The organism is Methanoculleus sp. UBA430 (assembly GCF_002506585.1).
In the GTDB taxonomy this organism is placed as follows: Archaea; Halobacteriota; Methanomicrobia; order Methanomicrobiales; family Methanoculleaceae; genus Methanoculleus.
Window position 1 is genome coordinate 220 of the sequence record NZ_DAXW01000015.1, and the last position, 23,360, is coordinate 23,579.

Sequence of the window (23,360 nt, forward strand, 5' to 3'; positions counted from 1 at the left end):
ACGACGCTCTGCATCGAGGAGCACGGGACGATCGGCTACCCGGTGCAGTGCGCGGGACTCCTCTCTGTGTCCGCGTTTGCCGAGTGCGACGTCTCGGAGAGATCGGTCACAAACAGGGTCACCGGCGCGAGGATGGTCTCAGGTCTCGGGGGGGAGATCCTCTTTGATGCCCGGACCACAAAGGCCTGCGTCGTGGACCGGTCCCTCCTCGACCGCGAGATGGCAGAACGCGCGGCGGATGCCGGGGCCGAGTTCCTCCTCAAGACCAGCGTAGTAGGCATCCGGGGCTCCTCCATCCTGACCCGGGGGGTCCGCGGGCGCGAGGAGATCCCGTATCGCCTCATCATCGCCGCCGACGGACCGCGGAGTTCCGTCGCTCGCATGCTCGGGCTCCGGCGGGCCGAGGTCTACCTCGCCGGGGTGCAGGCGGAGGTACCGTATACGATGGACCCGCGCTACGTGGAGCTGCACCCCAACGCCTCGCCCGACTTCTTCGGGTGGGTGATCCCGGTCTCGGGGACCCGGGCCCGTGTCGGGCTCTGTGCACGGGAGCATGCAAAGGACCACTTCGACCGGTTCATCGCCCGCTACGGGGAAAACTCGCTCCACCTCGTGAGCGGGGTCATCCCGCTCGGGGTTATGCCGCAGACCTACGGCCGCCGGGCGCTCGTTGTCGGCGACGCGGCAGGGTTCGCAAAACCCACATCGGGGGGCGGGGTCTACACCGGCGTCCGGTCAGCAAAACACGCGGCAGCGGTCGTGGCGGCGTGCGTGGCGCGCGGGACGTTCGATGATGCGAGTCTCCGGGACTACGAGCGGCGCTGGAAGGAAGACTTCGGAAAAGAACTCGATATCGGCATGAAAGCGCTCAGACTGCGGCAGAGGATGACGCCCGAAGAGATCGACCGCCTCTGCCGGGCCTTGAACGACGAAGACCTCATCGAAACGATCGTAGAACACGGCGACATGGACCGGCCGGGCGCCCTGCTTCGCAGGCTCGCCCTGAAACCGGCATTGGCGAGGGCAATGGGCATACTTTTCGCATCGGGAGTACGTCAGATTCTTACCGGTCAATAGAACTATCGCGATTAGTAATACATTTATACCCGGATGTAATACTACTCCACAAGGTGTTATCGTGCATATACCTGACGCGTTTATACCGATGGGACAGGCCCTGATCTACTGGATCATCGCCCTTATCTTCATCGCTCTCGCCCTCCGGTGGGCGCGGCGCTCGATGGAGGAGGAGAAGATACCGCTGGTCGCCGTGCTCGCAGCAGGCATCTTCGCCATCCAGGCGTTGAACATCCCCATTCCCTGGGGGACGAGCGGCCACATGGTCGGTGCAGCGCTCGCAGCAATCGTCCTCGGCTCGCCGTACGCAGGAGTCTTCGTCCTGACACTGGTGCTTCTCGTCCAGGGTGTCATCTTCGGTGACGGCGGCATCACCGTCATGGGCGCCAACATCGTCAACATGGGCGTTATCGGCGGATTCGTCGGCTACTACGGTTACACTGCCGTCAAAAACGTGATAGGGAATGCGTACGCCGCCGCGTTCATCGCCGGGTGGGCGTCTCTCTTCATCTCCGCGATCCTCTGTGCAGTCGAACTTGCAATCGCCGGCACGTTCCCGCTGGTTCCAGCACTCATCGGCCTTGGACTCTACCATGCGGTCATCGGGCTCATTGAGGGAGGCATCACCGCGGGCGCCCTCTACCTGATAGCCTCGGCACGGCCGGATATCCTCGAACACCCAACAGGGGTGAGCGCGTAATGGAGACGAAACAGTTCATCCTCATCGGTGTGGCGATCGCTCTCGTGATCGCCGTTGCCGCACCGTTCCTCGCCTCCGGAAACCCGGACGGGCTCGAGAGCGCGTTCTTCAGCATCTATGAAGCAAAGCCGTTCATGGGCGATGAACTCGACGAAGATGCCGCCGGCGCCGCAGAGGAGCAGGTGGTCGCCACGACCGGGAACGACTTCTCATACGAGGCGTTCATGCCCGATTACAGCATCCCGGGCCTCGATAAGACCGGGGAAGTGCTCGCGGTCGTGATCGGTACGCTTCTCATACTCGTCCTGGTCTTCGGTGTTGCGAAGATCTCCGCACGGCCCGATAACTAAATACACAAAAACCTCCTACTTTTTGCTATCATGCACCTGCTCGAGACCCGCGATCTCACTCATATCTATCGCGGCAATGTCCACGCTCTCGATAGCGTGAACTTCATTGCGGAGAGGAAGTCACGCATCGCCGTCATCGGGCCGAACGGGGCCGGGAAGAGCACCCTCTTTAAGCACTTCAACGGCATCCTCAAACCTACGTCCGGCGAGATGCTGGTCAGGGGCGAGCCTATCACGAAGGAGAACGTCCGCGAGGTGCGCAAGTTCGTCGGGATCGTCTTCCAGAACCCCGACGACCAGATCTTCTCTCCCACCGTGGAGCAGGACGTCGCGTTCGGCCCGACCAACCTCGGCCTCGACAAGGAGACAGTCGCTCACCGCGTCGAAGAGGCGCTCGCCCTCCTCGGGATCGAGGACCTGCGCGAGCGCGTGCCGCACCACCTCTCGGGCGGCGAGAAGAAACGGGTCGCCATCGCGGGCATCCTCGCGATGGAGCCGCAGGTGCTGGTGCTCGACGAACCGACCGCGGGGCTCGATCCCCGGGGTGTCGCCGACCTCGTGGCGTTCGTCAACCGGCTGCCCGAGGAGTACGGCATGACGGTGATCTTCTCGACTCACCATCTCGACCTCGTGGCTGAGATGGCGGACTTCGTCTACGTGATGGACCAGGGACGGATCGTGGCCTCCGGGACGGTTGATGAGGTCTTCACCCGGCCGGACCTGCTCGCCCGGACAAGGCTCGACGTGCCGCCCATACCGAAACTGATCCGGTCGTTGCAGGAGAGCGGTGTCGTCATCAATACGGCCTACACGTACGAGGACGCGAAGAAGTCATTCCTCGACGCCTACGCGAGACGAGCATGATCGATGACCTCTACGCAATCGAGAAGTATGCTTACAGAGAGAGTCTCGTCCACCGGCTGGACGCACGGATCAAACTCCTCGTAGCCCTCGCTGCCATCGTGGCGATCGTGGCCCTGCCGTATTCGACGAAGGTCTACGAGCTCGGCGCCGTCCTCTTTGCGCTCTTCATCGCCCTCTGGGCCACATCGCGCCTCCCGCCGACGGCCTACCTCCGGCGGCTCGTGCTTATCCTGCCGTTCGGGATCTTCCTGATCGGATTTCAGGTGTTCGTAAAAAACCCATACTATGACATCTTTCATACGATTGCCACCCTGCCCTTCGGGATCGAGGTCTACGCGGAGTCGGTGCAGTTCGCGTCGATCCTCCTGGTGAAGTTCGTCGTCAGCGTATCGTTCATCATCCTGCTCTCATCGACGACGAAGATGCAGGAGATGATCGAGGCGGCGGGGAGGCTCGGCCTCCCCCGGGAGTTCACCCTCACGCTCGGGATGATGGTCCGCTACATCTTCGTCTTTGCCGATATGTTCGGCAGGATACGAACAGCAATGGAGACCCGGTGCTTCGACCCCCTCGACCGCACCCTCCCTTACCGCTACAGGCTCCACCAGGTCGGCTACACGGTCGGGACGATCTTCATCAGGTCCTACGAGCAGGGCGAGCGCACCTACACGAGCATGCTCTGCCGGGGCTACGGGGCGAACGCCGGCCTATACATCGGAAAAAAGCCCCTCCGTGCCGGCGAGGTCGTCTTCTTTGCCGCGACGCTTGCCTTCATCGTGCTCTCCACGGTCCTGATCTACCTGCACCCGTGATCGGCGGCGGGCAAGGGTCGAATCGGATCGTTCATATCACCCGGTGGTGCATAGGGTAGGTATGCCCCAAAAGAGCGAATTCGGTAGAGGGTTCGTCGTCAACCTGATGCTGCTTTCACGCCACTTCGGCCTGCCCCCCGAAAGAGCCTTCTTTGGCGCCGCGGATCATCTCAACGACCTCACGGTGCCGGAGCAGTTCCGGGGAACCGAGATCGAAGAACTCGTCGAACGCCTCAGAAAGACAGTGATCTGGCACCAGCCGGGCATCATGGATAAGGAAGATACGGCAGACGTCAGGAGACTCCTCAACCGGCTCGCGGTCGCCATCGATACGCATCTGGGCATCCAGAACCCCGATACCGGGAAGTACGACTGACTGGAATACTCTTCTTCCCTCCTCACGGCCGGAGACGGACCAGGGGTTTGGCCCGAACGTCCGGCTGCCTTCCGGGTTCACATGGTATCTCTCATCAAACCGTGGAGAGACAGAACAGGCCAAAAACGAGAAATTGCCTAGAGGCGAGCAGTATAAGTGGTCATACAACTAATATATACTGTGAGTTTTGCTGTGATTCAAGACGCCGCGCGTTCAGCGGAGGTCACAAATGACTGATACCTACGATGCTTCCCACATCACGGTACTTGAGGGGTTACGGCCCGTGCGGGAACGGCCCGCAATGTACATCGGCAGCACGGAGACCCGGGGGCTGCACCACCTGGTCTACGAGGTTGTGGACAACGCCGTAGACGAGGCTCTCGCCGGATTCTGTGACCGGATACTGGTGGTCATCAACCGGGACGGCTCGGTCACGGTGGATGACAACGGGCGCGGCATCCCGGTCGATCTCATGCCCCAGTACGGCAAGAGCGCTCTTGAGATCGTCCTCACCGTGCTCCACGCCGGCGGAAAGTTCGATAAAAATACTTACCAGGTCTCCGGCGGCCTGCACGGTGTCGGTGTCTCAGTCGTCAACGCCCTCTCAAGCTGGCTCGACGCGACGGTCTTCCGGGACGGCAGCGTCTACACGATGCAGTTCCGGCAGGGCATGGTCGCAAAGCCGATCACGAGCCGCCCGGAGACCGAGCACGAGATGGCGGTGCGCCACGAGGAGCGGTACGGTGCCCGGAACGGGCAGCGGCTCGACTACGAGCGGCTCCAGGGGACCCGGATAACATTCCAGCCCGACCGGTCGATCTTTGAGACCGTCGAGTTCGATTACGATGTGCTGGACCACCGGCTCCGCGAGCTTGCCTACCTCAACAGCGGCCTTACGATCATCCTCCGGGACGAGCGCACCGGGGACTCGGTCACTTACTGCTTCGAGGACGGCATCCGGCAGTTCGTCGCCCATATCGCCGAGGGGAAGGAACGCCTCCACGACGATGTCATCTACTTCCAGAAACGCGACCCCGAGAGCATGGTCGAGGTCGAGGTTGCCCTGCAGTACAACGACTCATACGCGGAGACGATCTACACCTACGTCAACAGCGTGAACACCCGGGAGGGCGGGACGCACCTCGAGGGCTTCCGGAGCGCCCTCACCCGGGCAATCAACAACGCTGCCCACAGAAACAACCTCCTCAAGAACAACGACGCCCAGGTCAAGGGCGACGACGTCAGGGAGGGGCTTGCCTCCGTCATCAGCACCCGGGTCGCGAACCCGCAGTTCGAGGGGCAGACCAAGATGCGGCTCGGGAACAGCAACGTCCGGGGCATCGTGGACTCGCTCGTCTACTCGTCGCTCACCGAGTATTTCGAGGAGCATCCGAAGACCCTCCAGGTGGTCGTGGATAAAGCGATGACGGCCGCTCGGGCCCGGGAAGCCGCAAAGAACGCCCGCGAGCTCGCCCGGCGGAAGAGCACGCTGGAGTCGGCGGGTCTCCCCGGGAAACTCGCCGATTGCCAGGAACGGGACCCGGTGAAGAGCGAGCTCTACATCGTGGAAGGAGATTCCGCAGGTGGCTCCGCGAAGCAGGGGCGGGACCGGAAGTTCCAGGCGATCCTCCCCCTGCGGGGCAAGATCCTGAACGTCGAGAAGGCGTCGGAGCACAAGATCCTGAAGAACGCCGAGATCCAGGCGCTGATATCCGCTATCGGCACCGGGATCGGCGACAGCTTCGACGCGGAGAGGGCCCGGTACCATCATATCATTCTGATGACCGATGCGGATGTCGACGGTGCACACATCCGGACGCTCCTCCTCACGTTCTTCTACCGGTATATGCCGGAACTCATCGAGAACGGCTACATCTACATCGCCCAGCCGCCGCTCTACCGGGTGGCCAGGGGGAAACAGGAGCAGTACGCCTACCGCGAGGAGGAGATGCGGGAGATCACCGCCGAGTGGGGCGAGAAGGGCGTCACGATCCAGCGCTACAAGGGTCTTGGTGAGATGAACGCCGGGCAGCTCTGGAGCACCACGATGGACCCGGCGAACCGGATCCTCAAACAGGTGAAGATCGAGGATGCCGTCTACGCGAACGAGATATTCGAGAAACTTATGGGAGAGAATGTGGATGCCCGGAGAGACTTCATCCGCCGGCATGCAAAGGAGGTGAACAACCTTGACGTCTGATCAGGTTGTCCCGATTAATATAGAAGAGGAGATGAAATCATGCTACATCGACTATGCGATGAGCGTGATCATCGGCCGTGCCATCCCTGACGCGAGAGACGGCTTGAAGCCGGTTCACCGCCGCACCCTCTACGCCATGCGGGAGCTCGGCAACACCAGCGACAAGCCCTACAAGAAGAGCGCCCGTATCGTCGGAGACGTGATGGGTAAGTACCATCCTCACGGCGATTCGGCCATCTACGACACGCTGGTGAAGATGGCGCAGCCCTTCTCCTACCGTTACACGCTCGTGGACGGCCAGGGGAACTTTGGGTCGATCGACGGGGACTCCGCTGCCGCCATGCGATACACGGAGGCCAGGCTCACGAAGCTCTCGGAGGAACTCCTGGCCGATATCGAGAAGGAGACCGTCGACTTCGTCCCCAACTTCGATGAGTCGCTCAAGGAACCCGACGTCCTCCCGGCCCGGGTCCCAAATCTTCTCGTCAACGGGTCGAGCGGGATCGCGGTCGGCATGGCGACAAACATGCCGCCCCACAACCTCCGGGAGGTCTGCGAGGCGACCTGCCGCATCATCGACGAGCCTGAGATCTCCACGGAGGAACTGATGCAGATCATGCCCGGCCCGGACTTCCCGACCGGCGGGATCATGATGGGCACCGGAGGAGTCCGGGACGCCTACCTCACCGGGCGCGGGAAGTGTGTTGTCCGGGGGGTCGCGGAGATCGAGGAGGAAGGCCGGACGCCGCAGATCATCATCACGGAGATCCCCTTCCAGGTGAACAAGGCCCGCCTGATCGAGAATATCGCAAGCCTCGTCCGCGACAAAAGGATCGAGGGCATCTCCGACATCCGCGACGAGTCGGACCGGGACGGCATGCGGGTCGTCATCGACTTAAAGAGGGGCACCGCGCCCCAGGTGGTGCTGAACTTCCTCTACAAGCACACGGCGCTCGAGTCCTCCTTCGGCATCATCAACCTCGCCATCGTCGACCGCCAGCCCAAGGTCCTGAACCTCAAGGAGCTCGTCCACGAGTTCCTCAAGCACCGGGTGAACGTGGTCCGGCGGCGGACCGAGTTCGATCTCGCAAAGACGGAGGAGCGGAGGCACATCCTCAGCGGTCTCCTTGTTGCGCTCGACAACATCGACGCCGTCATCGCAACCATCCGGGCATCCGGGACGACCGAGGAGGCACTGAAGGCCCTGGTGGCGAAGTTCGGGCTGGACGAGGCGCAGGCGGACGCCATATTGAAGATGCAGCTCCGGCGGCTTGCGGCGCTCGAGCACCAGAAGATCCTGGACGAGCGCGATGCCCTCGTAAAGGAGGTTGAGCGGCTCTCTGCTATCCTCGCAAGCGAGGCGAGCATCCTCGCCGAGATCAAAAAGGAACTCATCGACATCAGTGCCCGCTACGGTGATGAGCGGAGGACCCGGATCGGGTACGCAGCCGAGGCCTTCGATAGGGAGGACCTCATCGAGGATAAACCGATGCTGGTCTCGCTCACCACCTCGAACTACATCAAAAGGATTGACCTCGACACCTACCGCAACCAGCGGCGCGGAGGCCGCGGTATCATCGGCATGGCGACGAAAGACGACGACGGGGTCGAGAACGTCTTCGTCGCGAACATGCTCGATAACCTCCTCTGCTTCACCGACAGAGGGAAGGTCTACTGGCTGAAGGTCTACGACCTCCCCGAGGGGCAGCGGACGGGCAAGGGCAAGGCCCTCGTCAATCTCCTGAACCTCGACGGCGAAGAGCGGGTGACCGCGGTGATCCCGGTCAGGGAGTTCCGGCCGGACCGCTACCTCTTCTTTGCGACGAGAGGAGGAACGGTCGCGAAGATGGCGCTCGACGAGTTCTCGCGGCCCCGGCAGACGGGGATCAACGCCATCAACCTCCGCGACGATGACGAGCTCGTGGACGTGAAGGCGACCGACGGAAACCAGGAACTGATCCTGACGACGAAGTTCGGGCAGAGCCTCCGGTTCCACGAGGAGACCGTTCGCCCGGTTCACCGCAACGCCATGGGCGTGCGGGGGATCAAGCTCCGCAACGGCGATACCCTGCAGGCCATATCCGTGGTCGAGGAGGACCACCTCCTCACCATCACGGAGCAGGGCTTCGGGAAGCGGACGGAGTTCGACGAGTTCCGCGGCCACGGCCGGGGTACGATGGGCGTGCGAAACATCGTCGTCGACGCCCGGGGCGGCGGTGTCGTCGGGTCGAGAGCAGTCTCCGACGACGACGAGATCATCGTGATGAGTGCGTCCGGCATCGTGATCAGGACGAAAGTTTCCGAGATCTCGGTCCAGAAGCGGGGCACCCGTGGTGTCCGTATCATGCGGCTCGACGACGGCGACCGCGTCATCGGGTTCACGATCCTGGACTCCGAAGAAGAAGATGGGGAAGAGGCGTAAGCGCCCGCCCCCTCTCTTTTTACACTCTTTTTCTGGATTTCTCCGCAGCCTTCATCCTCTAATTGACTGTTTTGATGCCCGGGACATGCCGACCCCATAGAGAAGCGTGTCGCACCATATGAGAAGTTATTTACACAATAAGAGAATTACGCGTTACATAGTGGAAGCATGAAGCAACGAACCTATCGCATCTGCATCGCTCTGGTGGCAATCGCCCTGGCCTTTGCTCTCTTGCTCGGCCTGGCATTCGCAAACGTGATCATCCCGGTCATCGCCGTCGTCGTCGGTATCGCCATCCTCGCCCTCTGCCGCCGCAGGGTGACGGAGGTCACGGAGGACGAGCTCTCGACGATCCTGCACGGGAAGGCGGCGCTCGGCGCACTCGAGATAACCATCCTCGTCGCCGCGATCGGGTTTGCCGCGCTGATGAGCTTTTCGTCCGGCGGCGGATCCGGTTGGGGCCTGGCAACATACGACAATGGGTCGACCAAGGTCTACTACGGGGTACTCTCTATCTCTCCAATACTCTCCGTCTCTCCTCTAGATCTGAATTACGAAAGTTACTCCCTGTACGAAGGCTCCTACCTCATCCCCGACCCGGCGAACCTGACTTTTGACGATGTCGTCGCCCTTGATGCGATGTTTGCAGAAGGCCATCGCATCCGGGATACGGCCCGCGCGTTCGGCGCAGCACTCGGGATGGTCACGGTACTGCTGGCCGTGCTGTACGGCGCGTTTTTGTGGTATTACAACAGGAAATACGGGGCATAGAACCGATGAAGAACAGGATCAAGGTCTTTCGCGCGATGCACGACATGACCCAGGAGGAACTTGCCGATACGATCCAGGTCACCCGGCGGACGATCAACTCCATCGAGCGGGGCAAGTACAACCCCTCCATCGAGGTAGCTTACAAGATCGCGAAGACCTTCGGCGTCACCATCGAGGAGGTCTTCTGCTTCGAGGACAATGACGGCGAGGATACGGAGGCCGGGCGATGATCCGTTGCGACTATCTTACCGGGGTCTGCAACGGCGTTCCGGCGGTGAACGACGACCGCCCCCTCCATATCCTGTCTGTCGTTCCATCGTTAGGGCATAACCACCATCTCCGGAGGGGAAATATCTGCCTCATCTATAAAGCGTTGACGACGAGCACGCCCCGGGGAGCCTTTCTGCACCGGGAACCGTCCCCGTAACGTGCCAGATCCCGGCACCCCGTGCCACCGCCCGTTCCGCGAGTTTTATCCAGCCAGGAGGCAACAGGGCGTGTGGATGAGGTGTCCATGATGTTTCGTACGACAATCCGGGTAGAGACCCACGGGGAGGGGGAAATCGTCGACCTCACGCCCCAAATAGCGCAGGCGGTCGCCGAGAGCGGCGTGCGGGAGGGCCTTGCGAACATCTTCGTTGCAGGGTCGACCGCCGCCGTCACCACCATCGAGTACGAGCCCGGTGTGCTCTCGGACCTTTCCCGGGCGCTCGCGGTCATCGCCCCGGCCGATATCCCGTACGCGCACGATGCCGCATGGGGCGACGGCAACGGGCGGTCTCACGTCAGGGCGGCGATTGTCGGCCCGTCGCTCTCCGTCCCGGTGATCGCCGGTGCGCTCGCGTGCGGCACCTGGCAGCAGATCGTCCTCTTGGAGCTCGACGTGCGGTCGAGACGCGAGCGTTCGGTTTACGTCACCGTCGTAGAATGAAACACGAGGAAGGAGACGCGCGGCGGCGATACTGCGGGCAGAGCGATAGGGTCGCCTGACGGGCAACCCGAGAATACGTATCGCTCTGCCCTGGTCTTCGCCGGAATAGTTCAGGAAGAATGAGTGATTTAATCGAGTGGTACCGTTTCCAGCTGCGATACCAGTTCCCAGATCCGGGTCCGGGCGTGGACCGGCATGTTCGGGTCGTTGCTGATCTCATCGATCATGGAGATTGCGGTTGCGGCGCGGAGGCCGATCGACTTTGATTCGTCCTGCAGAATCGATTTCGTCTCATCTGCAACGCGACGGATGTTGCGTGGAATGGTTGAATCTTCGTTGATATTCTGCAACATCTGGATGCAGATCCGTATTGTTTCTTCGGGACTTGCCATCGGATTTACCCCTTTATTATTAATGGCATCCAGACATATATAAGTTGATTAAGGGAGTTCAACGGAATGACGGCTGATAAGGCTGACGAAGTCATGGCAGAGTATCTCCTGAAGGGAGGAAAGATGCTCGCAAAATCCTGTAATGTCTGCGGGTACCCCCTGTTTGAGTACAAGGGAGAGACGCAGTGCGTGATCTGCCCGGAGAATATGTCTAACGAGGGTCTTCCCGCCGGGGAGCCGCCTGCCCGGACCCTGGAACCCACGCAGTCTCCCGCACAGGCGGCGGCCGCCCCGGGGCCGCAGGGCCGGGTTGCCGGGGAACTCGAAGAGACGATTGTCCACCTCTGCGAGCGCATCCGGATTGAGCAGAGAGCCGATGAGTGCCTAACCCTGATGATGGCGGTCGAGCGGGGCACAAAAGCGCTCAAACGACTGCGTTAACGGTACGGCCTGCGGGCAAGATCCCAGATGCCGTGTGCGGTCTTTTCCCCGATCCCATGCACGGACGCCAGTTCTTCCAGGTTGGCGCCGATGATCGCCTTGAGCGACCCGAAGTGTTCGAGGAGGAGCCGTGCGCTTTTCAAGCCGATATTCGGGAATGCTGCAAGCGCATACTCCTGCTCTTCGCGGATCGACCGGTAAGACTTCTTCGGATGCACCTTCCGCTCCCCCCGCTCGCCCCCCTCCCGCTGTGCGAGGACGTAAAGCATCTCGGCGGTATCGTCCGCATCCCTTGTGCGCATCAGCGCGATCCCCATGTCCACCGTGATAGCGGCAAGCGTGCCCCGGATGGCGTTCGGGTGGATATTCCGCACCGCATAGAGGTCGTCCTCCCCCTCGATGATCAGGATCGGCCGCGCCGCCGCATCGGCCATGGCCCGGAGCTGCCCGAAGAGGTCCCGTTCGATCAGGGTATTCATGAAGTCCTGCACGGTCTTGCGCTCGACAAGGATACGGTCGCCGATGGCGTAATCGCCGAACTCAAGACGTTCGAGCGTTATCGACGCCCCGAGTTCGTGCAGGCGCCCCGCGACGCGTGACGACGTCTCCCGGTCGTCGACGGTGATCGCCGGCCCTGCCGGGGCAAACGCGAGGATCTCCACCTGTCTGGTGGCGGCCGGGATGGATGGGAGGGGAGGGGCGGAGACGGATTCAGGGGCCGGAGCGGGAGAGGGGGCAGGCGCAGAGCTCATGCTCCTGATCCCCGTCACCATCGCCCGTTCTCGGGTCTGGCTCACGTACCGGAACGTCTCGTCGGAGGTGCCTTTCGTCACCAGCACGACGATCGTGCCGCTGCCGCTCCTCCCGGTCCTCCCCTTCCGCTGAATGCTCCGGATCTCCGAGGGGACCGCCTCGTAAAAGATTACCATATCCGTCGAGGGGACGTCGAGCCCTTCCTCACCGACGGATGTCGCGACCAGACACTTGAACTCACCCTCGCGGAACCGGGCGAGGCTCGCGATCTGCTCCTTCTGCGAGAGCCCCCGCTCTGCGTCCCGGGAGGCCTGGCCGACGAACCGCTCGCAGGCGATACCGGCAGCGGTGAGCGTGTCGACGAGCGTCTGGACGGTGTCGCGGTAGGTGGCAAAGACGATGATCCGGCTATCCGGGTGCGCCGCAAGCTGCGCCCGTACCAGCTCGCGGACGATTGAAACCTTGGGATGGAGTTCCTCCTTCCAGCCGCCGGAGATCTCGACGAGGTGCTGGTAGGCAGGATCCCCGACGAGGCGCTTGCTCGCCTTGCTCCCCGCGCTCGAGGCCCCTTCCGCACCGAGCCGGGTCAGGTAGAGTTTGAGCGCCTCGCTTCCTTGCGTCTCGGCAAGCGATATGGCGTGGCGAAGTTTCATGCACTCGGCGTGCAGGGATGCCGCGGTGAACGCAGCGGGGTCCCGGTTCCGGATGCGTTGCTGGATCTGGGCATTGAGGGCGTTGAGCGCCTTTATCGAGAGTTTATCCGGCTTCGGGACCCGGAAGTTGAGGCTCGCGAGCCGGGTGAGGCGCGACTCAACGAGCCCTCGGAGGAGGACGAGTGCCGCCTGCAGTTCTTCGGGCAGGTAGACATCGACATACTGGATATTGCGTTCGTGGATGTAGGGGAGGACGTCCTCGTCGGTCTCCACCCGGGTCTCGACCGTCTTGATCTGAAGGTTGGTGCAGACCTCCTGCACCTTCATCTGGTCGCCCCCCGGAGAGGCGGTCATCGCGAGCAGCAGGGGCTTGCTCGCCGTTGCACAATAGTGCCCGGCAAGAAAGACATACGCGTAGTTCCCCACCGCCCGGTGGCACTCGTCCACGACCAGCAGCACGACGTCGGCGAGGCTGTATCTCCCCGCCAGGCAGTCGTTCTTGATCACCTGCGGGGTGGCAAAACAGACCCGGCACGCCTCCCAGGCCCGGGCCCGCTCCTCCGGGGAAGTCTCCCCGGTGAACATCACAAGATCGGACTCCTGCGGTTCGGAGCCATCCCCGGAGAGCAGGAACTGTTTGAAGAAACGGAGGTGCTGTTCGACCAGAGGTTTTGTGGGCGCAAGCATCAGCACTCTGCCCGGGTGAGAGTAGAGGCGAGATGCAGCGACGATGAGCGCGACGGCCGTCTTCCCGAGGCCGGTCGGGAGGACGACCATCGTGTTCGCGTCAAGCGCCCGGAGTGCGATGGAGAGCTGGTATCGCCTCTCCTCGATGCTCTCCGGCCGGATCAGCGGGTGGGAGATGTAGGTCATGCTTTGAGTTCATGGAACGTGGTGGCGCCGCAGATGAGCGCGGAGAGGGTCTCCGGCAGCCGTTCGACCGGTATGCGGACCTGTTCCATGCTGTCCCGGTCCCTGACGGTCGCGGTGTTGTCCTCAAGCGTGTCGTAGTCGACGGTGACGGCAAAGGGCGTCCCGACCTCATCCTGTCTCCGGTAACGCCTGCCGATGGCACCGGAGTCGTCATACTGGGCGAGGATGCGGCATTGGGTGAGCCTCTCCGTGATCGTCTGCGCGATTCCATCGAGGCCGTCCCGGTTCATCAGCGGGAAGACAGCGACCTGGACCGGGGCGACCGCCGGCGGGAGCCGGAGAACCTTTCGTATCTCGCCCTCGACCTCCTCTTCGGCGTAGCTGTGTTCGAGCGCGACGTAGATCATCCGGTCGATGCCGTAGGACGGTTCGATGACGTGGGGCATCACCTCCTCGCCGCGGACCTCCACCTCTTCTTCCCGGACCACATAGAGGTCGGCAGGAATGAAGAACTCCTCGCCGTCGACGGTGACGCGCGCGCCATCCTCTCCCGGCTCGGATGCGGCGAGAGCGTCCGCGATAGCCTTCGCCTTGCCGCGGTAGCGGGGGCCGAGCACGCCCATGTCGGCGATGACACGCCGTTTCGCGACCTTCTTCGGCTCGTCGTAGGGCATGAAGACCGTCATCGAGGTGTCGGAGTGCGCCGCATGCGAGCGCAGGTCGTAATTGGTGCGGTCGGCGATGCCGACGATCTCCACCCACCCAAAGCGGCCGGAGTAGACCTCGGCGTCCCAGCAGTCGGCCGCGTAGTGCGCCCGCTCGTCGGTCAGGTGCTGGCGGAACCGAAGTTTCGCCGGATCCACGCCGATGGCGGTCAGGATCCGATGCGTGAGCGCGACGTAGTAGGCGACGTACTCGTTTGCAATCAGCCCCTCATCGACCGCGGCGCGCATCGTGATTGCGGCCGGCTCCTGGCCATCGAGCTGGCGCGCGATGGTGAGGAGGGGAACCTGATAGTCCGCGTAGCGGTGGAAGGCAGGATGGTTCTTCTCGTTTGGGTGGACGAAGATCTCGGCCTCGGCCTGGGAGAACTCCCGCAACCGGATCATGCCCTGACGGGGCGAGATCTCGTTCCGGTAGGACTTCCCGATCTGGACCGCGCCGAAGGGGAGCTTGTCCCGGTAGAAGCGCAGCAGCCGGGAAAAGTCGGTGAAGATGCCCTGGGCAGTCTCGGGGCGCAGGTAGCCCTTTCGCTGCGATCCCGGGCCGATGGTGGTCTCGAACATCAGGTTGAACGCAAAGACGCCTGCCTCCCCCAGGCGCTCCTCGCACGCGGGGCAGGGCAGTTCGTAGAGCGCTGCCTGGAGAGCCTCCGCCGAGAGCGTGCCTGCGTTCTCGATACCGTTCTCCGCCGCGATGTGATCGGCGCGGAGGTACTCGCCGCAGTGCGGACACTGCACCATCTTGTCGGCGAACTCTTTCACATGGCCGGATGCGACGAAGATCGCTTCATTTCCGACGGTGGGGCATTCGATCTCGTAGTAACCTTCCTGGAAGACGTAGTAGGAACGCCACAGATTCTCGACGTTCCTCTTCATCATCGCTCCAAGCGGGCCGTAATCGATGAACCCGGCGACCGACCCGTATATCTCGGATGAGGGCCAGACAAAACCACGTCTTCTGGCCACTTCCATGACTTTTTCGTAAATATCGCTCGTCTCGGCCATAGTCTTGCAGTATATTTGAGCGCCGGTGCTAATAAAGAATGGTTCTCCTATCGCAGGCGATCACGATTCTTCGGAAAATGGGGTGAACAGAGAAGTTTTTTTCCACAGTCGGCAATATCCCGGAAGATATGGTTACATCCTTCAAAATGATCGTTCTCTCCCGGCGATTTATATGGTAAGTTTTAAATGCTAGCGGTTGTAATGTAGGGAACGTTACGCCCCGGTTTGGGGATAAGGTATATATATTCGAGGTCATCATGAGTGACCTCCTGAACCAGACGGTGGAATACAGGATAGAGAGACACGGACATGGCAGAAGATACCCGCAAGCAACAGCTCCTCGAGCTGTTCACGACCATCACGAACAAGAAGACGATCGTTGAGCCGATGAGAAAGGTTCACGGTACGCTCCGGGATCGCGACGCTGTTGAGCGCGAGATTGCCCTGATCATGCGGGAGGTCCTCGATCAGGGGTATTTCAAGACCAAACTCGCCCCGCGGCAACTCGCAAAGCTCGTGGTTGCATACTACGACGGTAAGAACGATACGGAGATTGCGAGAGCGCTCGGCGATGAGAAACTGAGCAAGACCGTGGCACGCGCCCGGGTCCGCCTCAAACTCTTCCGGGAGCTCGACTTCAAGATGCCGTTCGATCAGGCATCGATGACCGAACTTCTTGATTCGGGGAAGACCATGAAGGAGATCAGCGAGGAACTCGACGTGAGCCCTTCCACGCTCCGTGAGTACCGTCACGTGATCGAGCAGCAGAGGGATACCACCCTGGACCCGTACCTGGAGCGGATCAGGGACGTGATGGAAGATCGCGACCTCTCCGAGCTGATGACGCGCGGTGTCGCCAACGACGGCCTCTCCGAGGCCATCGACATCACCGAAGCGATCGATATGGGGGAGTTCTAACCTTCCGGTCCACCCTCTGTACTCCCCTGAACATTTTTTAATGGGCAAGGCCGATCTCTTCTCCATGAGGTTGACCTGGCTTGGCCACGCGTGTTTCTGCCTTGAGGGATCGCGGACGATCCTCATCGATCCCTTCATCCCGGAAGACTCGCTCTCCGTGGAACCCGATATCGTTGCCGTGACACATGCCCATGCGGACCACCTGGGCATTGCTGCAGAACTCTCGAAGAAGACGGTCGCCGTCAACGAGGTGGCAAAGTACCTCCGATCGAAGGGCGTTCCCACCGAACCGATGAACATCGGCGGCAGCATCACCGTCGACGGCGTGCAGTTTACGATGACGCCCGCGCTCCATTCGTCGTGGCTGGAGGACGAGGGCATGGGCTTTTACGGCGGTGCCGCCGCGGGATTCGTCATCGCGATGGACGGCATCAGCGTCTATCATGCCGGCGACACGGCGCTCTTCTCCGATATGCAGCTTATCCGGGACCTCTACCGGCCGGACGTGGCACTCCTCCCGGTCGGCGGGCGTTTCACGATGGGGCCCGACGAGGCGATGATTGCAGCCCGGTACACCGGGGCACGGCTGGTGATCCCGATGCACTACGACACGTTCCCGGCCATCCGGCAGGATCTCCAGAACTTCAAGCAGGCCATCGAGCGGACGACGGCGATCCGGGTCAGGATCCTCTCGCCGGCGGAGAGCATCGAGATTGGTCCCGAGAGCCCTGAAACGTAACGGCGGCAGGATGAGCTCCTGCCGCCTGCAACTGGACCCCTGCCCTACTTTTCAAGAGTACGCCTCCCTGGCGGGCGCAACGGTCCGTGTCACGAAGCCCATCCGCACCTCCACCGGATCCTGCACAAGGTATATGTGATCTCAAGCCCGGAGTGGGGCCCGGATCACTCTCTCAGAGTGAGAATATCCACTATGAGGTGATAAGAATGGAAGATGACAAGATATTCACCCCCGGCGGTAAAGAACGCCTGCAGGCCAGCAGCGACCGGGAAAATGTCCCGTATCCCCGCGGTGACGGGAAGGTCAAACTGGTGACCGCGGACTGGCTGGCCGACCGCCTGCACGACGGCAACCTGACGATCGTCGACATCCAGCCGAACATACACGACTACATCCAGGAGCACATCCCCGGTGCCACCTACCTGACCGAAGGCGTCCTGCGGGTATCCAATCGTGGCTTCCCGGGGTCGTACAGCCCGACCGCCTGCATTCAGGAGTCGTTCCGCCGCGCGGGCATTGAGGCCGACTCGCCGGTCGTCGTCTACACCGGCAAGGGCGTATTCTCCAGCAGGGGAGATGGGCTCGGGCAGACGATGATGGCCTACACCATGGCGAAGTATGGTCACAACGCCGTATACATCCTCGATGGAGGACTGGATGAGTGGAAGAATCATGGAGGGGAACTTTCGCAGGAGTACCCTCCCATTGAGCCGTCCGGTTTCACTGCCGAGCTCCGCGACGATTACGCCATCAGTTACGAGGAGTTCCTGCGGGTCAAGGACAACGACGACGTGATCGTGCTCGACGCGCGTCCGACAAAGGTCTATGAAGGGCAGGGTCCCTGGCGGAGACCGGGGCATATCCCCGGTGCCGTCAACCTGCCCTGGAGAAGCCTGATGGACGACGAGAACCCGGCGCTGCTCAGGCCGAACGACGAACTCGACATGATCCTGGAAGATCACGGTGTCGACCGGAGCAGGACCGTCATCTGCTCGTGCGGGACCGGCCGGGAGGCCACGAACGAGTTTGTCCTCTTGAAGTGGCTCTACCGCTACCCGGACGTCCGGCTCTACGAGGGATCGTTCACTGAATGGGTCACGCATCCGGAGAACCCGGTCGTAGAGGGGTCAGAACCACGAGAGGCGAGAAGAGAGGCGGTTCCTGCACGGTAGTCCGTAAGCGCCCGGGCAACCAGCCATAACCTTTATTTTCTACATTTAAAAAAACAGAAATTATTATATATTACCGTGGACTAAATAGCGCTAGAGAGATTTGGATCCACACAAGACACTTCCCCCCTTGACGTCGTCTTTTCGTGCGTCCTCTTCTCTCTAATCCACATTTCTTCCGGGATTCTCGCAGCCGCGAGGTGTGTTCATGCGATAGATGGCACAGTTCGCATTCTCTCCTCCAGCGTAGCGGCCCGCCCTGTCTCGAACGAGGGCGAACCTGTGCCGGATTACTTCATCTTCCAAGCGCTCGCGAAACCTTAAATTCATCTGCAGCCATTAGATCTCCGTGGACAGCGCCGTTGCCGGATCGTGCCCGTGAGCGAAGGACTTACCGTAGATGGCGGAAAGAAGCCGGCCGTGCCGATATTTTCACCCAGAAACACCTGGGCTGCCGCGAACTACTGCTTTCGTGACGCTGCCGGATGAACATCCAGGCAAAAACACGTGAGCGGCAGGGGAAGGAGCATATCGGGAGCAACAGGGTCGTCGATGCGGGGATCGACCGGATAACCGGGCAGTGCCCGATCAGGAGTTCGCGCTCTCGAGGAATATACAGGCCGGCAAAACATGAAGAAGATCGTTGTACACGTAAGGGAAGACGGGCATAGCAGAGTAGAAGAGGTCCTTACAGGCCTTCATTATACGATATCGCTCGTTCAGGAGATCTACGAGATCACCATATACACGCCGGACGAGAACCTCGACGACCTGATCGAGAAGATCCAGGGCGTGCTGGACCTGCGGTACAACGAGAACATGATCGAGGTCTCGACACCGGAGTTCGTCATCTCGTCGCTCTTAAAACGCGCCGAAAAGGAGACCGAGAAGAAGGGCGAGAAAACGCCGGTCGAGAAACTGCTCGAAACCATCCAGGGTTACGATAAACTCGATCTCGAAAAACTTGTGTTGACGTCCATCGCCGGGCTGGTAGCCTTCTTCGGCCTGCTGCTCGACAACCAGACGATCCTCATCGGGGCCATGCTTCTCTCCCCGATCATGGGCCCGATCTATGGGTTCGCCGTCTATGCCGCTCTCGGCAGGATCCAGAACGCCCTGCGCTGCCTCAGCGTGCTGGCGGCACTGCTCCTGGGCGTCTTCGTCCTCTCCGCCGTCGCCACCTTCCTGATCGGCCTCGTCTTACCGATCGGACCGACCGAAGAGATCGTCACGCGCCTCGTGTTGAACCCCATGTATACGCTGATGGCAGTGCTTCTGGGGTTCGCGGCCGCGATGGCGTTCAACAAGAGCATAACGGAGGTGATCGCCGGCGTCGCCATCTCTGCCGCCATCATCCCGCCGACGGTGGTGGCCGGCCTCGTCCTGGTGCTCCAGCCCATCAGCCTGCTCTCCTCCGCGCTGCTGGTTGCCGGGCAGGTCGTCGGGCTGATGGCAGGCGCACTCATCGCCGTCGTCCTGCTAAAGATAGAACCCCGGGCACCCCGGGAAAAGGCCGTTGCACGGCGATACCGGGCATGGCCGATCATAACAACCGTGATCCTCCTCACCCTGCTCATCGGGATCTCGTGGCTCATGTGGATGTAGCAGCGCACAACGTCACTTCACTTCCTCCCGCTCAAGGAGCCGTTACAGTAACGGGATCGTCTCTTCTGTGCATGGTTACCAGACCGGGTTTCATTGCTCCGGGTGCGGTTCTTCCCGGACCGGCTGGCCATCCCCTCAGCCGGGCCATTGATTACCGCGTGGGTGTATCGGGTAGATACGCGTTCTCGAAGGGCTCTATACGGGCATATGGATGTGTGATAAACTCCGGTGTCATATATACTACACAGAACGCATATACCCTCCCGGCACCAACGCTGTACAATCCATGGAGATCAGAAAAGTCCAGATCACCGGGGGCTCGTCGTACATCGTATCCCTGCCGAAACAGTGGATCAGATCCGCAAACATACAGAAGAACGACCCTGTAGGATTGATCATACAGCCTGACGGTTCGCTCCTGATCACGCCGAAGATCGGCGGGGAGCCGACCTATCGCACCAGAGTTTTTGAGGTCGGTGCCACGACGGATCGCACCTACCTGCTCCGCCTCCTCGTCGGGGCATACGTCGCCGGGTTCACGGCCATCCGCCTCGAGTCGAGAGGAAGAATGCCGCCGTTTGCCCTGCAGCTCGTCCGGGAATTCACGCAGATGGCGATCGGCCAGGAGGTGGTCGGCGAGACGGACTCCTCGATAACGATCAAGGATCTCCTCAACCCTGCAGAGATGCCGCTTGAGAACACCCTCAAACGGATGCATGTGCTGGCACGGGGCATGCAGCAGGACGCGATGGCCGCCATACGGGGGCGCGACGCGGCACTTGCCCGGGACGTCGTCGTGCGGGACACGGAGGTAGACCGGCTGCACTGGCTCGTTGCGCGGCAGGACAACCTCATCGCGATCGATGCCGCGCTCTCGCGCCGAATGGGCATCCCGGTACACCAGGCGACGTACTATTTCCAGGTCAGCAGAATCATCGAGCGGATAGCCGATCACGCCACCCGGGTTGCGCATAACGCTCTCGCCCTGATCGACCGCGAGGTCGAGGCGGCGACACTTGACCTCATGGATGATGCAAGCGCGCTTGCTCTGGATATCTTCGCGTGGAGCATGGAAGCGTTTCATTCGGGCGACATCATGAAGGCAAACACGACGCTTCAGAAAGTGCGCGATCTCGAGGAGATGACCCGGGAGATCAGCACCCGGGTGCTCCGGTACGAGGCGGTGACGGCGATCCCCGTGGGACAGATTGCAGACAGTATCCGGCGTATCGGGGAATACTCCGGCGACATCTGCGAAAGCGTCATCAATTATACCGTCGGCCAGGAGTCATGAGGGGCGGGCGCGGCCCCTGGTGATCCCTTTTTTCGGGCGGACGACGAACCATCGATAAACGTACCTTCCTTGCCCGCGATACCATGAACACCCTCATCCCGATCGTCGTTCTCATCATTGTTTTTCTCCTGATCGCGGTCCGGAAGATCGGAAACGTCAACTTCCGCATATGGCAGGTGATGCTCCTTGGGGCAGCCACCGTCTTGGTGACAGGAGCGATCACGCCGCAAGATGCGCTCGCGTCCATCAATCTCGACGTAATGCTCTTCCTCTTCTTCATGTTCGTGATCGGTGAAGCGGTCGCAGAGAGCGGATACCTCTACCACCTCTCCCACCGGCTCTTCTCCCGGGCAGAGTCGGTCCGGCACCTGGTCGTTCTCATCCTCCTCGGCGGCGGCCTGTTCTCGGCGCTCCTGATGAACGATACGCTCGCGGTCATCGGCACCCCGCTGATGCTCTACTTCGCCCGGCGGCACGGCATCTCCCCAAAACTCCTGCTTCTCGCGCTCGCGTTCGCCGTCACGACGGGAAGCGTGGTAAGCCCCATCGGGAACCCGCAGAACCTCCTCGTCGCCCTCTCGGGCAGCGTTCCGGACCCGTTCGTCACGTTCCCCCTCTACCTGGCCGTTCCGACGGCGATCTCGCTTCTGCTCGCCTACGGGTTCCTCGCAAGAGCATTTCCAGGCGAGTTCCACACGACCGCGCTGGTCCACCGCGAGGAGGAGATCCGTGACCCCACCCTCGCGTCCCTCTCCCGCCTCTCGCTTATCCTGCTCGTTCTCCTGATCGGGGCCCAGGTCGTCGCAGCCATGCTCGTCCCGGAATTCGATCTCCGAGTGACCTGGATCGCGGTCGTCGCGGCCATACCCGTCCTCGTCGGGAGCAGGCGGCGGTTCGAGCTCATCCGCCGGATCGACTGGCCGACACTGGCCTTCTTCGCCGGCCTCTTCGTCCTGATGGCGAGCGTCTGGCAGTCAGGATTCTTCCAGTCGCTCATCGAAGGAAGCTCTCTCGATCTCGCCGCCATCCCGGTCATCGTCGTGATGGGCGTCGTCGTCTCCCAGTTCGTCTCGAACGTCCCCTTCGTTGCCCTCGCCCTCCCCGTCCTCTCGCACCTCGGGAGCTCCACCGTCGGCATGATGGCGCTTGCGGCCGGCAGCACCATCGCCGGGAACATGCTGATCCTCGGGGCGGCAAGCAACGTCATCATCATCCAGTGCGCGGAGAGAGAGGGAGAGACACTGACGTTTGGGGAGTTTGCCCGGATCGGCGTCCCGCTCACCATCGCCCAGACGGCAGTGTACGTGCTCTTCCTCACGCTCCTCCCGGCGTGAGGAGGTCAGGGGCGGCAGGACTCCACATGCCCCGGCTCTGCCGCGAGGTCCAGGTAGATTGAGCCGAACCTGACCGACGCAATGGCGGCCGGGTCAAACGGCGGAGCAACGACCTCGAGCACGCGTCCTTGGGGATGCACCTCCCCGGCGATGCCGAGGGCGAGGGTGAAACTCTCGGGGTCGTTGAGGGAGACCAGCCTTCGGGCGGCCCCGCGAGGATTCTTCAGGTCGGGCACCCGGCCCTGGAGCCCGAGCCCTGAAAGCGGGACCTCCTGCAATCGCGCGTCGGCAAAATAGGCCTTGAGGCGCTCCTCGCGGTAACGCCGCCGCTCGACCGCGGTCCGGGCGACGGCCGCCGATGATACGGGGATCCGGTGGACCGTCATTGCCGGACGCCGGGAGAAGTTCGCGAGCAGCCGTTCCAGTTCCCGCCCGCGCTGGAGGACGACGAGCCGGGTAGGATGGAGCAGGTCGATCATCTGGAACTGGAACTCAGCGCCCACCCCGCCGGAGACGAGCCCGGGTGAGTCGATGACGGTCGTGCCTGCACCGAGTTCGGCGGCCTTCTCGACGAGGCGCTTTGCTCCCGTCAACGTCTGGATGAAGTGGCCGCCCGGGGACGTCGAGCCGATGAACCGGAGATAGGGTAGGCCAGGCGGCTCCGGCGATCCGGGGTAGAGGAGCATCCCCTCGGTCGTCGGCGGGCCGATACGGGACTGCCCGGTGTCGCAGTCGACATATGCCGTGCTCATGCGCGGTGCCGTCTCGTCGACGATGTAGCGGCAGAGCATCGTTTTTCCGCTGTCTGTCGCCCCGACGACGTAAACGCGCTCGGGGGCATCCGCCCGCAAGAGCGCCGCGACGAGTGCCTCCCATCCTTCCCCGATACGGATCGTGGCCACGATTCTGCCCCTCACGAGAACTGTTGTGGTCCATGGTTTATAGTGCTTGATGCAACG

The 23,360-nt window shown here is 61.7% G+C and carries 22 protein-coding genes; 18 read left to right on the top strand and 4 right to left on the bottom strand.

All coding sequences use genetic code 11. From position 1 onward, the window contains the following. The 11 genes from BRA49_RS10680 to BRA49_RS10730 form a co-directional block, all read left to right on the top strand. The coding region (locus BRA49_RS10680; protein WP_292385960.1) for an NAD(P)/FAD-dependent oxidoreductase at window positions 1-1,077 on the top strand (1,077 nt) is incomplete at its 5' end. Between the two features lie 61 nt (window positions 1,078-1,138). After that, window positions 1,139-1,777: a cobalt transporter CbiM gene (gene cbiM, locus BRA49_RS10685; protein WP_292385962.1), complete on the top strand. Its 639-nt coding sequence runs from the start codon at window positions 1,139-1,141 to the stop codon at window positions 1,775-1,777. After that, window positions 1,777-2,127 (top strand): PDGLE domain-containing protein, encoded by a 351-nt coding sequence (locus BRA49_RS10690; RefSeq protein WP_292385963.1) that lies wholly within the window; start codon window positions 1,777-1,779, stop codon window positions 2,125-2,127. Before cbiM ends, BRA49_RS10690 begins: the two co-directional genes overlap by 1 nt. Before the next feature lie 30 nt (window positions 2,128-2,157). Continuing rightward, a complete protein-coding gene (locus tag BRA49_RS10695; protein WP_292385966.1) occupies window positions 2,158-2,991 on the top strand; it encodes an ATP-binding cassette domain-containing protein in 834 nt (277 codons plus the stop codon). Beyond that, entirely contained in the window at window positions 2,988-3,803 is an 816-nt protein-coding gene (cbiQ, locus tag BRA49_RS10700; protein ID WP_292385968.1) for a cobalt ECF transporter T component CbiQ, read from the top strand. Before BRA49_RS10695 ends, cbiQ begins: the two co-directional genes overlap by 4 nt. 61 nt (window positions 3,804-3,864) lie before the next feature. Beyond that, window positions 3,865-4,179 carry a hypothetical protein gene (locus BRA49_RS10705; RefSeq protein ID WP_292385969.1) on the top strand — a complete coding sequence of 105 codons (315 nt, stop codon included), beginning with the start codon at window positions 3,865-3,867 and terminating at the stop codon, window positions 4,177-4,179. A 229-nt stretch (window positions 4,180-4,408) separates the two neighbouring features. Then, window positions 4,409-6,379, top strand: a complete 1,971-nt coding sequence (gene gyrB / locus BRA49_RS10710) for a DNA topoisomerase (ATP-hydrolyzing) subunit B (RefSeq protein WP_292385972.1) — start codon at window positions 4,409-4,411, stop codon at window positions 6,377-6,379. Then, on the top strand, window positions 6,369-8,801 hold the full coding sequence (gene gyrA, locus BRA49_RS10715; protein ID WP_292385974.1) for a DNA gyrase subunit A: 2,433 nt from the start codon (window positions 6,369-6,371) through the stop codon (window positions 8,799-8,801). The genes gyrB and gyrA overlap by 11 nt, the downstream gene beginning before the upstream one ends. 168 nt (window positions 8,802-8,969) lie before the next feature. Next, on the top strand, window positions 8,970-9,572 hold the full coding sequence (locus BRA49_RS10720; RefSeq protein ID WP_292385976.1) for a DUF2178 domain-containing protein: 603 nt from the start codon (window positions 8,970-8,972) through the stop codon (window positions 9,570-9,572). A 5-nt stretch (window positions 9,573-9,577) separates the two neighbouring features. Next, window positions 9,578-9,802, top strand: a complete 225-nt coding sequence (locus tag BRA49_RS10725) for a helix-turn-helix transcriptional regulator (RefSeq protein WP_292385978.1) — start codon at window positions 9,578-9,580, stop codon at window positions 9,800-9,802. A 287-nt stretch (window positions 9,803-10,089) separates the two neighbouring features. Further along, a complete protein-coding gene (locus tag BRA49_RS10730; RefSeq protein ID WP_292386273.1) occupies window positions 10,090-10,503 on the top strand; it encodes a secondary thiamine-phosphate synthase enzyme YjbQ in 414 nt (137 codons plus the stop codon). 128 nt (window positions 10,504-10,631) lie between these two features. On the opposite strand, the gene BRA49_RS10735 is transcribed toward BRA49_RS10730, so the two are convergent. Beyond that, window positions 10,632-10,895, bottom strand: coding sequence for a UPF0147 family protein (locus BRA49_RS10735; protein ID WP_292385981.1), 264 nt, complete (start codon window positions 10,893-10,895; stop codon window positions 10,632-10,634). Window positions 10,896-10,961: 66 nt separating this feature from the next. Between BRA49_RS10735 and BRA49_RS10740 the strand changes: the two genes are divergently transcribed. Next, window positions 10,962-11,336 carry an Sjogren's syndrome/scleroderma autoantigen 1 family protein gene (locus tag BRA49_RS10740; protein WP_292385983.1) on the top strand — a complete coding sequence of 125 codons (375 nt, stop codon included), beginning with the start codon at window positions 10,962-10,964 and terminating at the stop codon, window positions 11,334-11,336. Here BRA49_RS10740 and BRA49_RS10745 read toward each other — a convergent pair. Together BRA49_RS10745 and glyS are read right to left on the bottom strand one after the other, a co-directional pair. Next, entirely contained in the window at window positions 11,333-13,615 is a 2,283-nt protein-coding gene (locus tag BRA49_RS10745) for a DEAD/DEAH box helicase (RefSeq protein WP_292385985.1), read from the bottom strand. The two genes, BRA49_RS10740 and BRA49_RS10745, sit on opposite strands and share 4 nt — an antisense overlap. Next, window positions 13,612-15,342 carry a glycine--tRNA ligase gene (gene glyS / locus BRA49_RS10750; protein ID WP_292385987.1) on the bottom strand — a complete coding sequence of 577 codons (1,731 nt, stop codon included), beginning with the start codon at window positions 15,340-15,342 and terminating at the stop codon, window positions 13,612-13,614. The genes BRA49_RS10745 and glyS overlap by 4 nt, the downstream gene beginning before the upstream one ends. 309 nt (window positions 15,343-15,651) lie before the next feature. On the opposite strand from glyS, the gene BRA49_RS10755 reads away from it, so the two are divergent. The 6 genes from BRA49_RS10755 (at window position 15,652) to BRA49_RS10780 (ending at window position 22,401) form a co-directional block, all read left to right on the top strand. Next, window positions 15,652-16,260 (top strand): response regulator receiver protein, encoded by a 609-nt coding sequence (locus BRA49_RS10755; protein WP_292385989.1) that lies wholly within the window; start codon window positions 15,652-15,654, stop codon window positions 16,258-16,260. A 64-nt stretch (window positions 16,261-16,324) separates the two neighbouring features. After that, window positions 16,325-16,999, top strand: coding sequence for a metal-dependent hydrolase (locus tag BRA49_RS10760; protein ID WP_292386274.1), 675 nt, complete (start codon window positions 16,325-16,327; stop codon window positions 16,997-16,999). 206 nt (window positions 17,000-17,205) lie between these two features. Continuing rightward, entirely contained in the window at window positions 17,206-18,171 is a 966-nt protein-coding gene (locus BRA49_RS10765; protein WP_292385991.1) for a sulfurtransferase, read from the top strand. Window positions 18,172-18,798: 627 nt separating this feature from the next. After that, the gene (locus BRA49_RS10770) at window positions 18,799-19,773 is read left to right on the top strand and encodes a TIGR00341 family protein (protein ID WP_292385993.1); all 975 of its coding nucleotides are present in this window, start codon (window positions 18,799-18,801) and stop codon (window positions 19,771-19,773) included. Between the two features lie 286 nt (window positions 19,774-20,059). Further along, complete coding sequence (locus BRA49_RS10775; RefSeq protein ID WP_292385995.1) at window positions 20,060-21,067, top strand: phosphate uptake regulator PhoU; 1,008 nt, start codon at window positions 20,060-20,062, stop codon at window positions 21,065-21,067. 83 nt (window positions 21,068-21,150) lie between these two features. Further along, a complete protein-coding gene (locus BRA49_RS10780; RefSeq protein ID WP_292385997.1) occupies window positions 21,151-22,401 on the top strand; it encodes an SLC13 family permease in 1,251 nt (416 codons plus the stop codon). Between the two features lie 5 nt (window positions 22,402-22,406). On the opposite strand, the gene BRA49_RS10785 is transcribed toward BRA49_RS10780, so the two are convergent. Next, a complete protein-coding gene (locus BRA49_RS10785; RefSeq protein WP_292385999.1) occupies window positions 22,407-23,303 on the bottom strand; it encodes a Clp1/GlmU family protein in 897 nt (298 codons plus the stop codon). Window positions 23,304-23,360 lie beyond the last annotated feature (57 nt).

Excerpts from the sequence above, each read along its gene's own strand:
- BRA49_RS10760 (WP_292386274.1), top strand. The coding sequence starts at position 16,325 with ATGAGGTTGACCTGGCTTGGCCACGCGTGTTTCTGCCTTGAGGGATCG.
- BRA49_RS10730 (WP_292386273.1), top strand. The coding sequence starts at position 10,090 with ATGTTTCGTACGACAATCCGGGTAGAGACCCACGGGGAGGGGGAAATC.
- BRA49_RS10695 (WP_292385966.1), top strand. The coding sequence starts at position 2,158 with ATGCACCTGCTCGAGACCCGCGATCTCACTCATATCTATCGCGGCAAT.
- BRA49_RS10780 (WP_292385997.1), top strand. The coding sequence starts at position 21,151 with ATGAACACCCTCATCCCGATCGTCGTTCTCATCATTGTTTTTCTCCTG.
- BRA49_RS10735 (WP_292385981.1), bottom strand. The coding sequence starts at position 10,895 with ATGGCAAGTCCCGAAGAAACAATACGGATCTGCATCCAGATGTTGCAG.
- BRA49_RS10740 (WP_292385983.1), top strand. The coding sequence starts at position 10,962 with ATGACGGCTGATAAGGCTGACGAAGTCATGGCAGAGTATCTCCTGAAG.
- glyS (WP_292385987.1), bottom strand. The coding sequence starts at position 15,342 with ATGGCCGAGACGAGCGATATTTACGAAAAAGTCATGGAAGTGGCCAGA.
- cbiQ (WP_292385968.1), top strand. The coding sequence starts at position 2,988 with ATGATCGATGACCTCTACGCAATCGAGAAGTATGCTTACAGAGAGAGT.
- BRA49_RS10705 (WP_292385969.1), top strand. The coding sequence starts at position 3,865 with ATGCCCCAAAAGAGCGAATTCGGTAGAGGGTTCGTCGTCAACCTGATG.
- BRA49_RS10770 (WP_292385993.1), top strand. The coding sequence starts at position 18,799 with ATGAAGAAGATCGTTGTACACGTAAGGGAAGACGGGCATAGCAGAGTA.
- BRA49_RS10755 (WP_292385989.1), top strand. The coding sequence starts at position 15,652 with ATGGCAGAAGATACCCGCAAGCAACAGCTCCTCGAGCTGTTCACGACC.
- BRA49_RS10765 (WP_292385991.1), top strand. The coding sequence starts at position 17,206 with ATGGAAGATGACAAGATATTCACCCCCGGCGGTAAAGAACGCCTGCAG.
- BRA49_RS10720 (WP_292385976.1), top strand. The coding sequence starts at position 8,970 with ATGAAGCAACGAACCTATCGCATCTGCATCGCTCTGGTGGCAATCGCC.
- BRA49_RS10745 (WP_292385985.1), bottom strand. The coding sequence starts at position 13,615 with ATGACCTACATCTCCCACCCGCTGATCCGGCCGGAGAGCATCGAGGAG.
- BRA49_RS10725 (WP_292385978.1), top strand. The coding sequence starts at position 9,578 with ATGAAGAACAGGATCAAGGTCTTTCGCGCGATGCACGACATGACCCAG.
- BRA49_RS10775 (WP_292385995.1), top strand. The coding sequence starts at position 20,060 with ATGGAGATCAGAAAAGTCCAGATCACCGGGGGCTCGTCGTACATCGTA.
- BRA49_RS10690 (WP_292385963.1), top strand. The coding sequence starts at position 1,777 with ATGGAGACGAAACAGTTCATCCTCATCGGTGTGGCGATCGCTCTCGTG.
- gyrB (WP_292385972.1), top strand. The coding sequence starts at position 4,409 with ATGACTGATACCTACGATGCTTCCCACATCACGGTACTTGAGGGGTTA.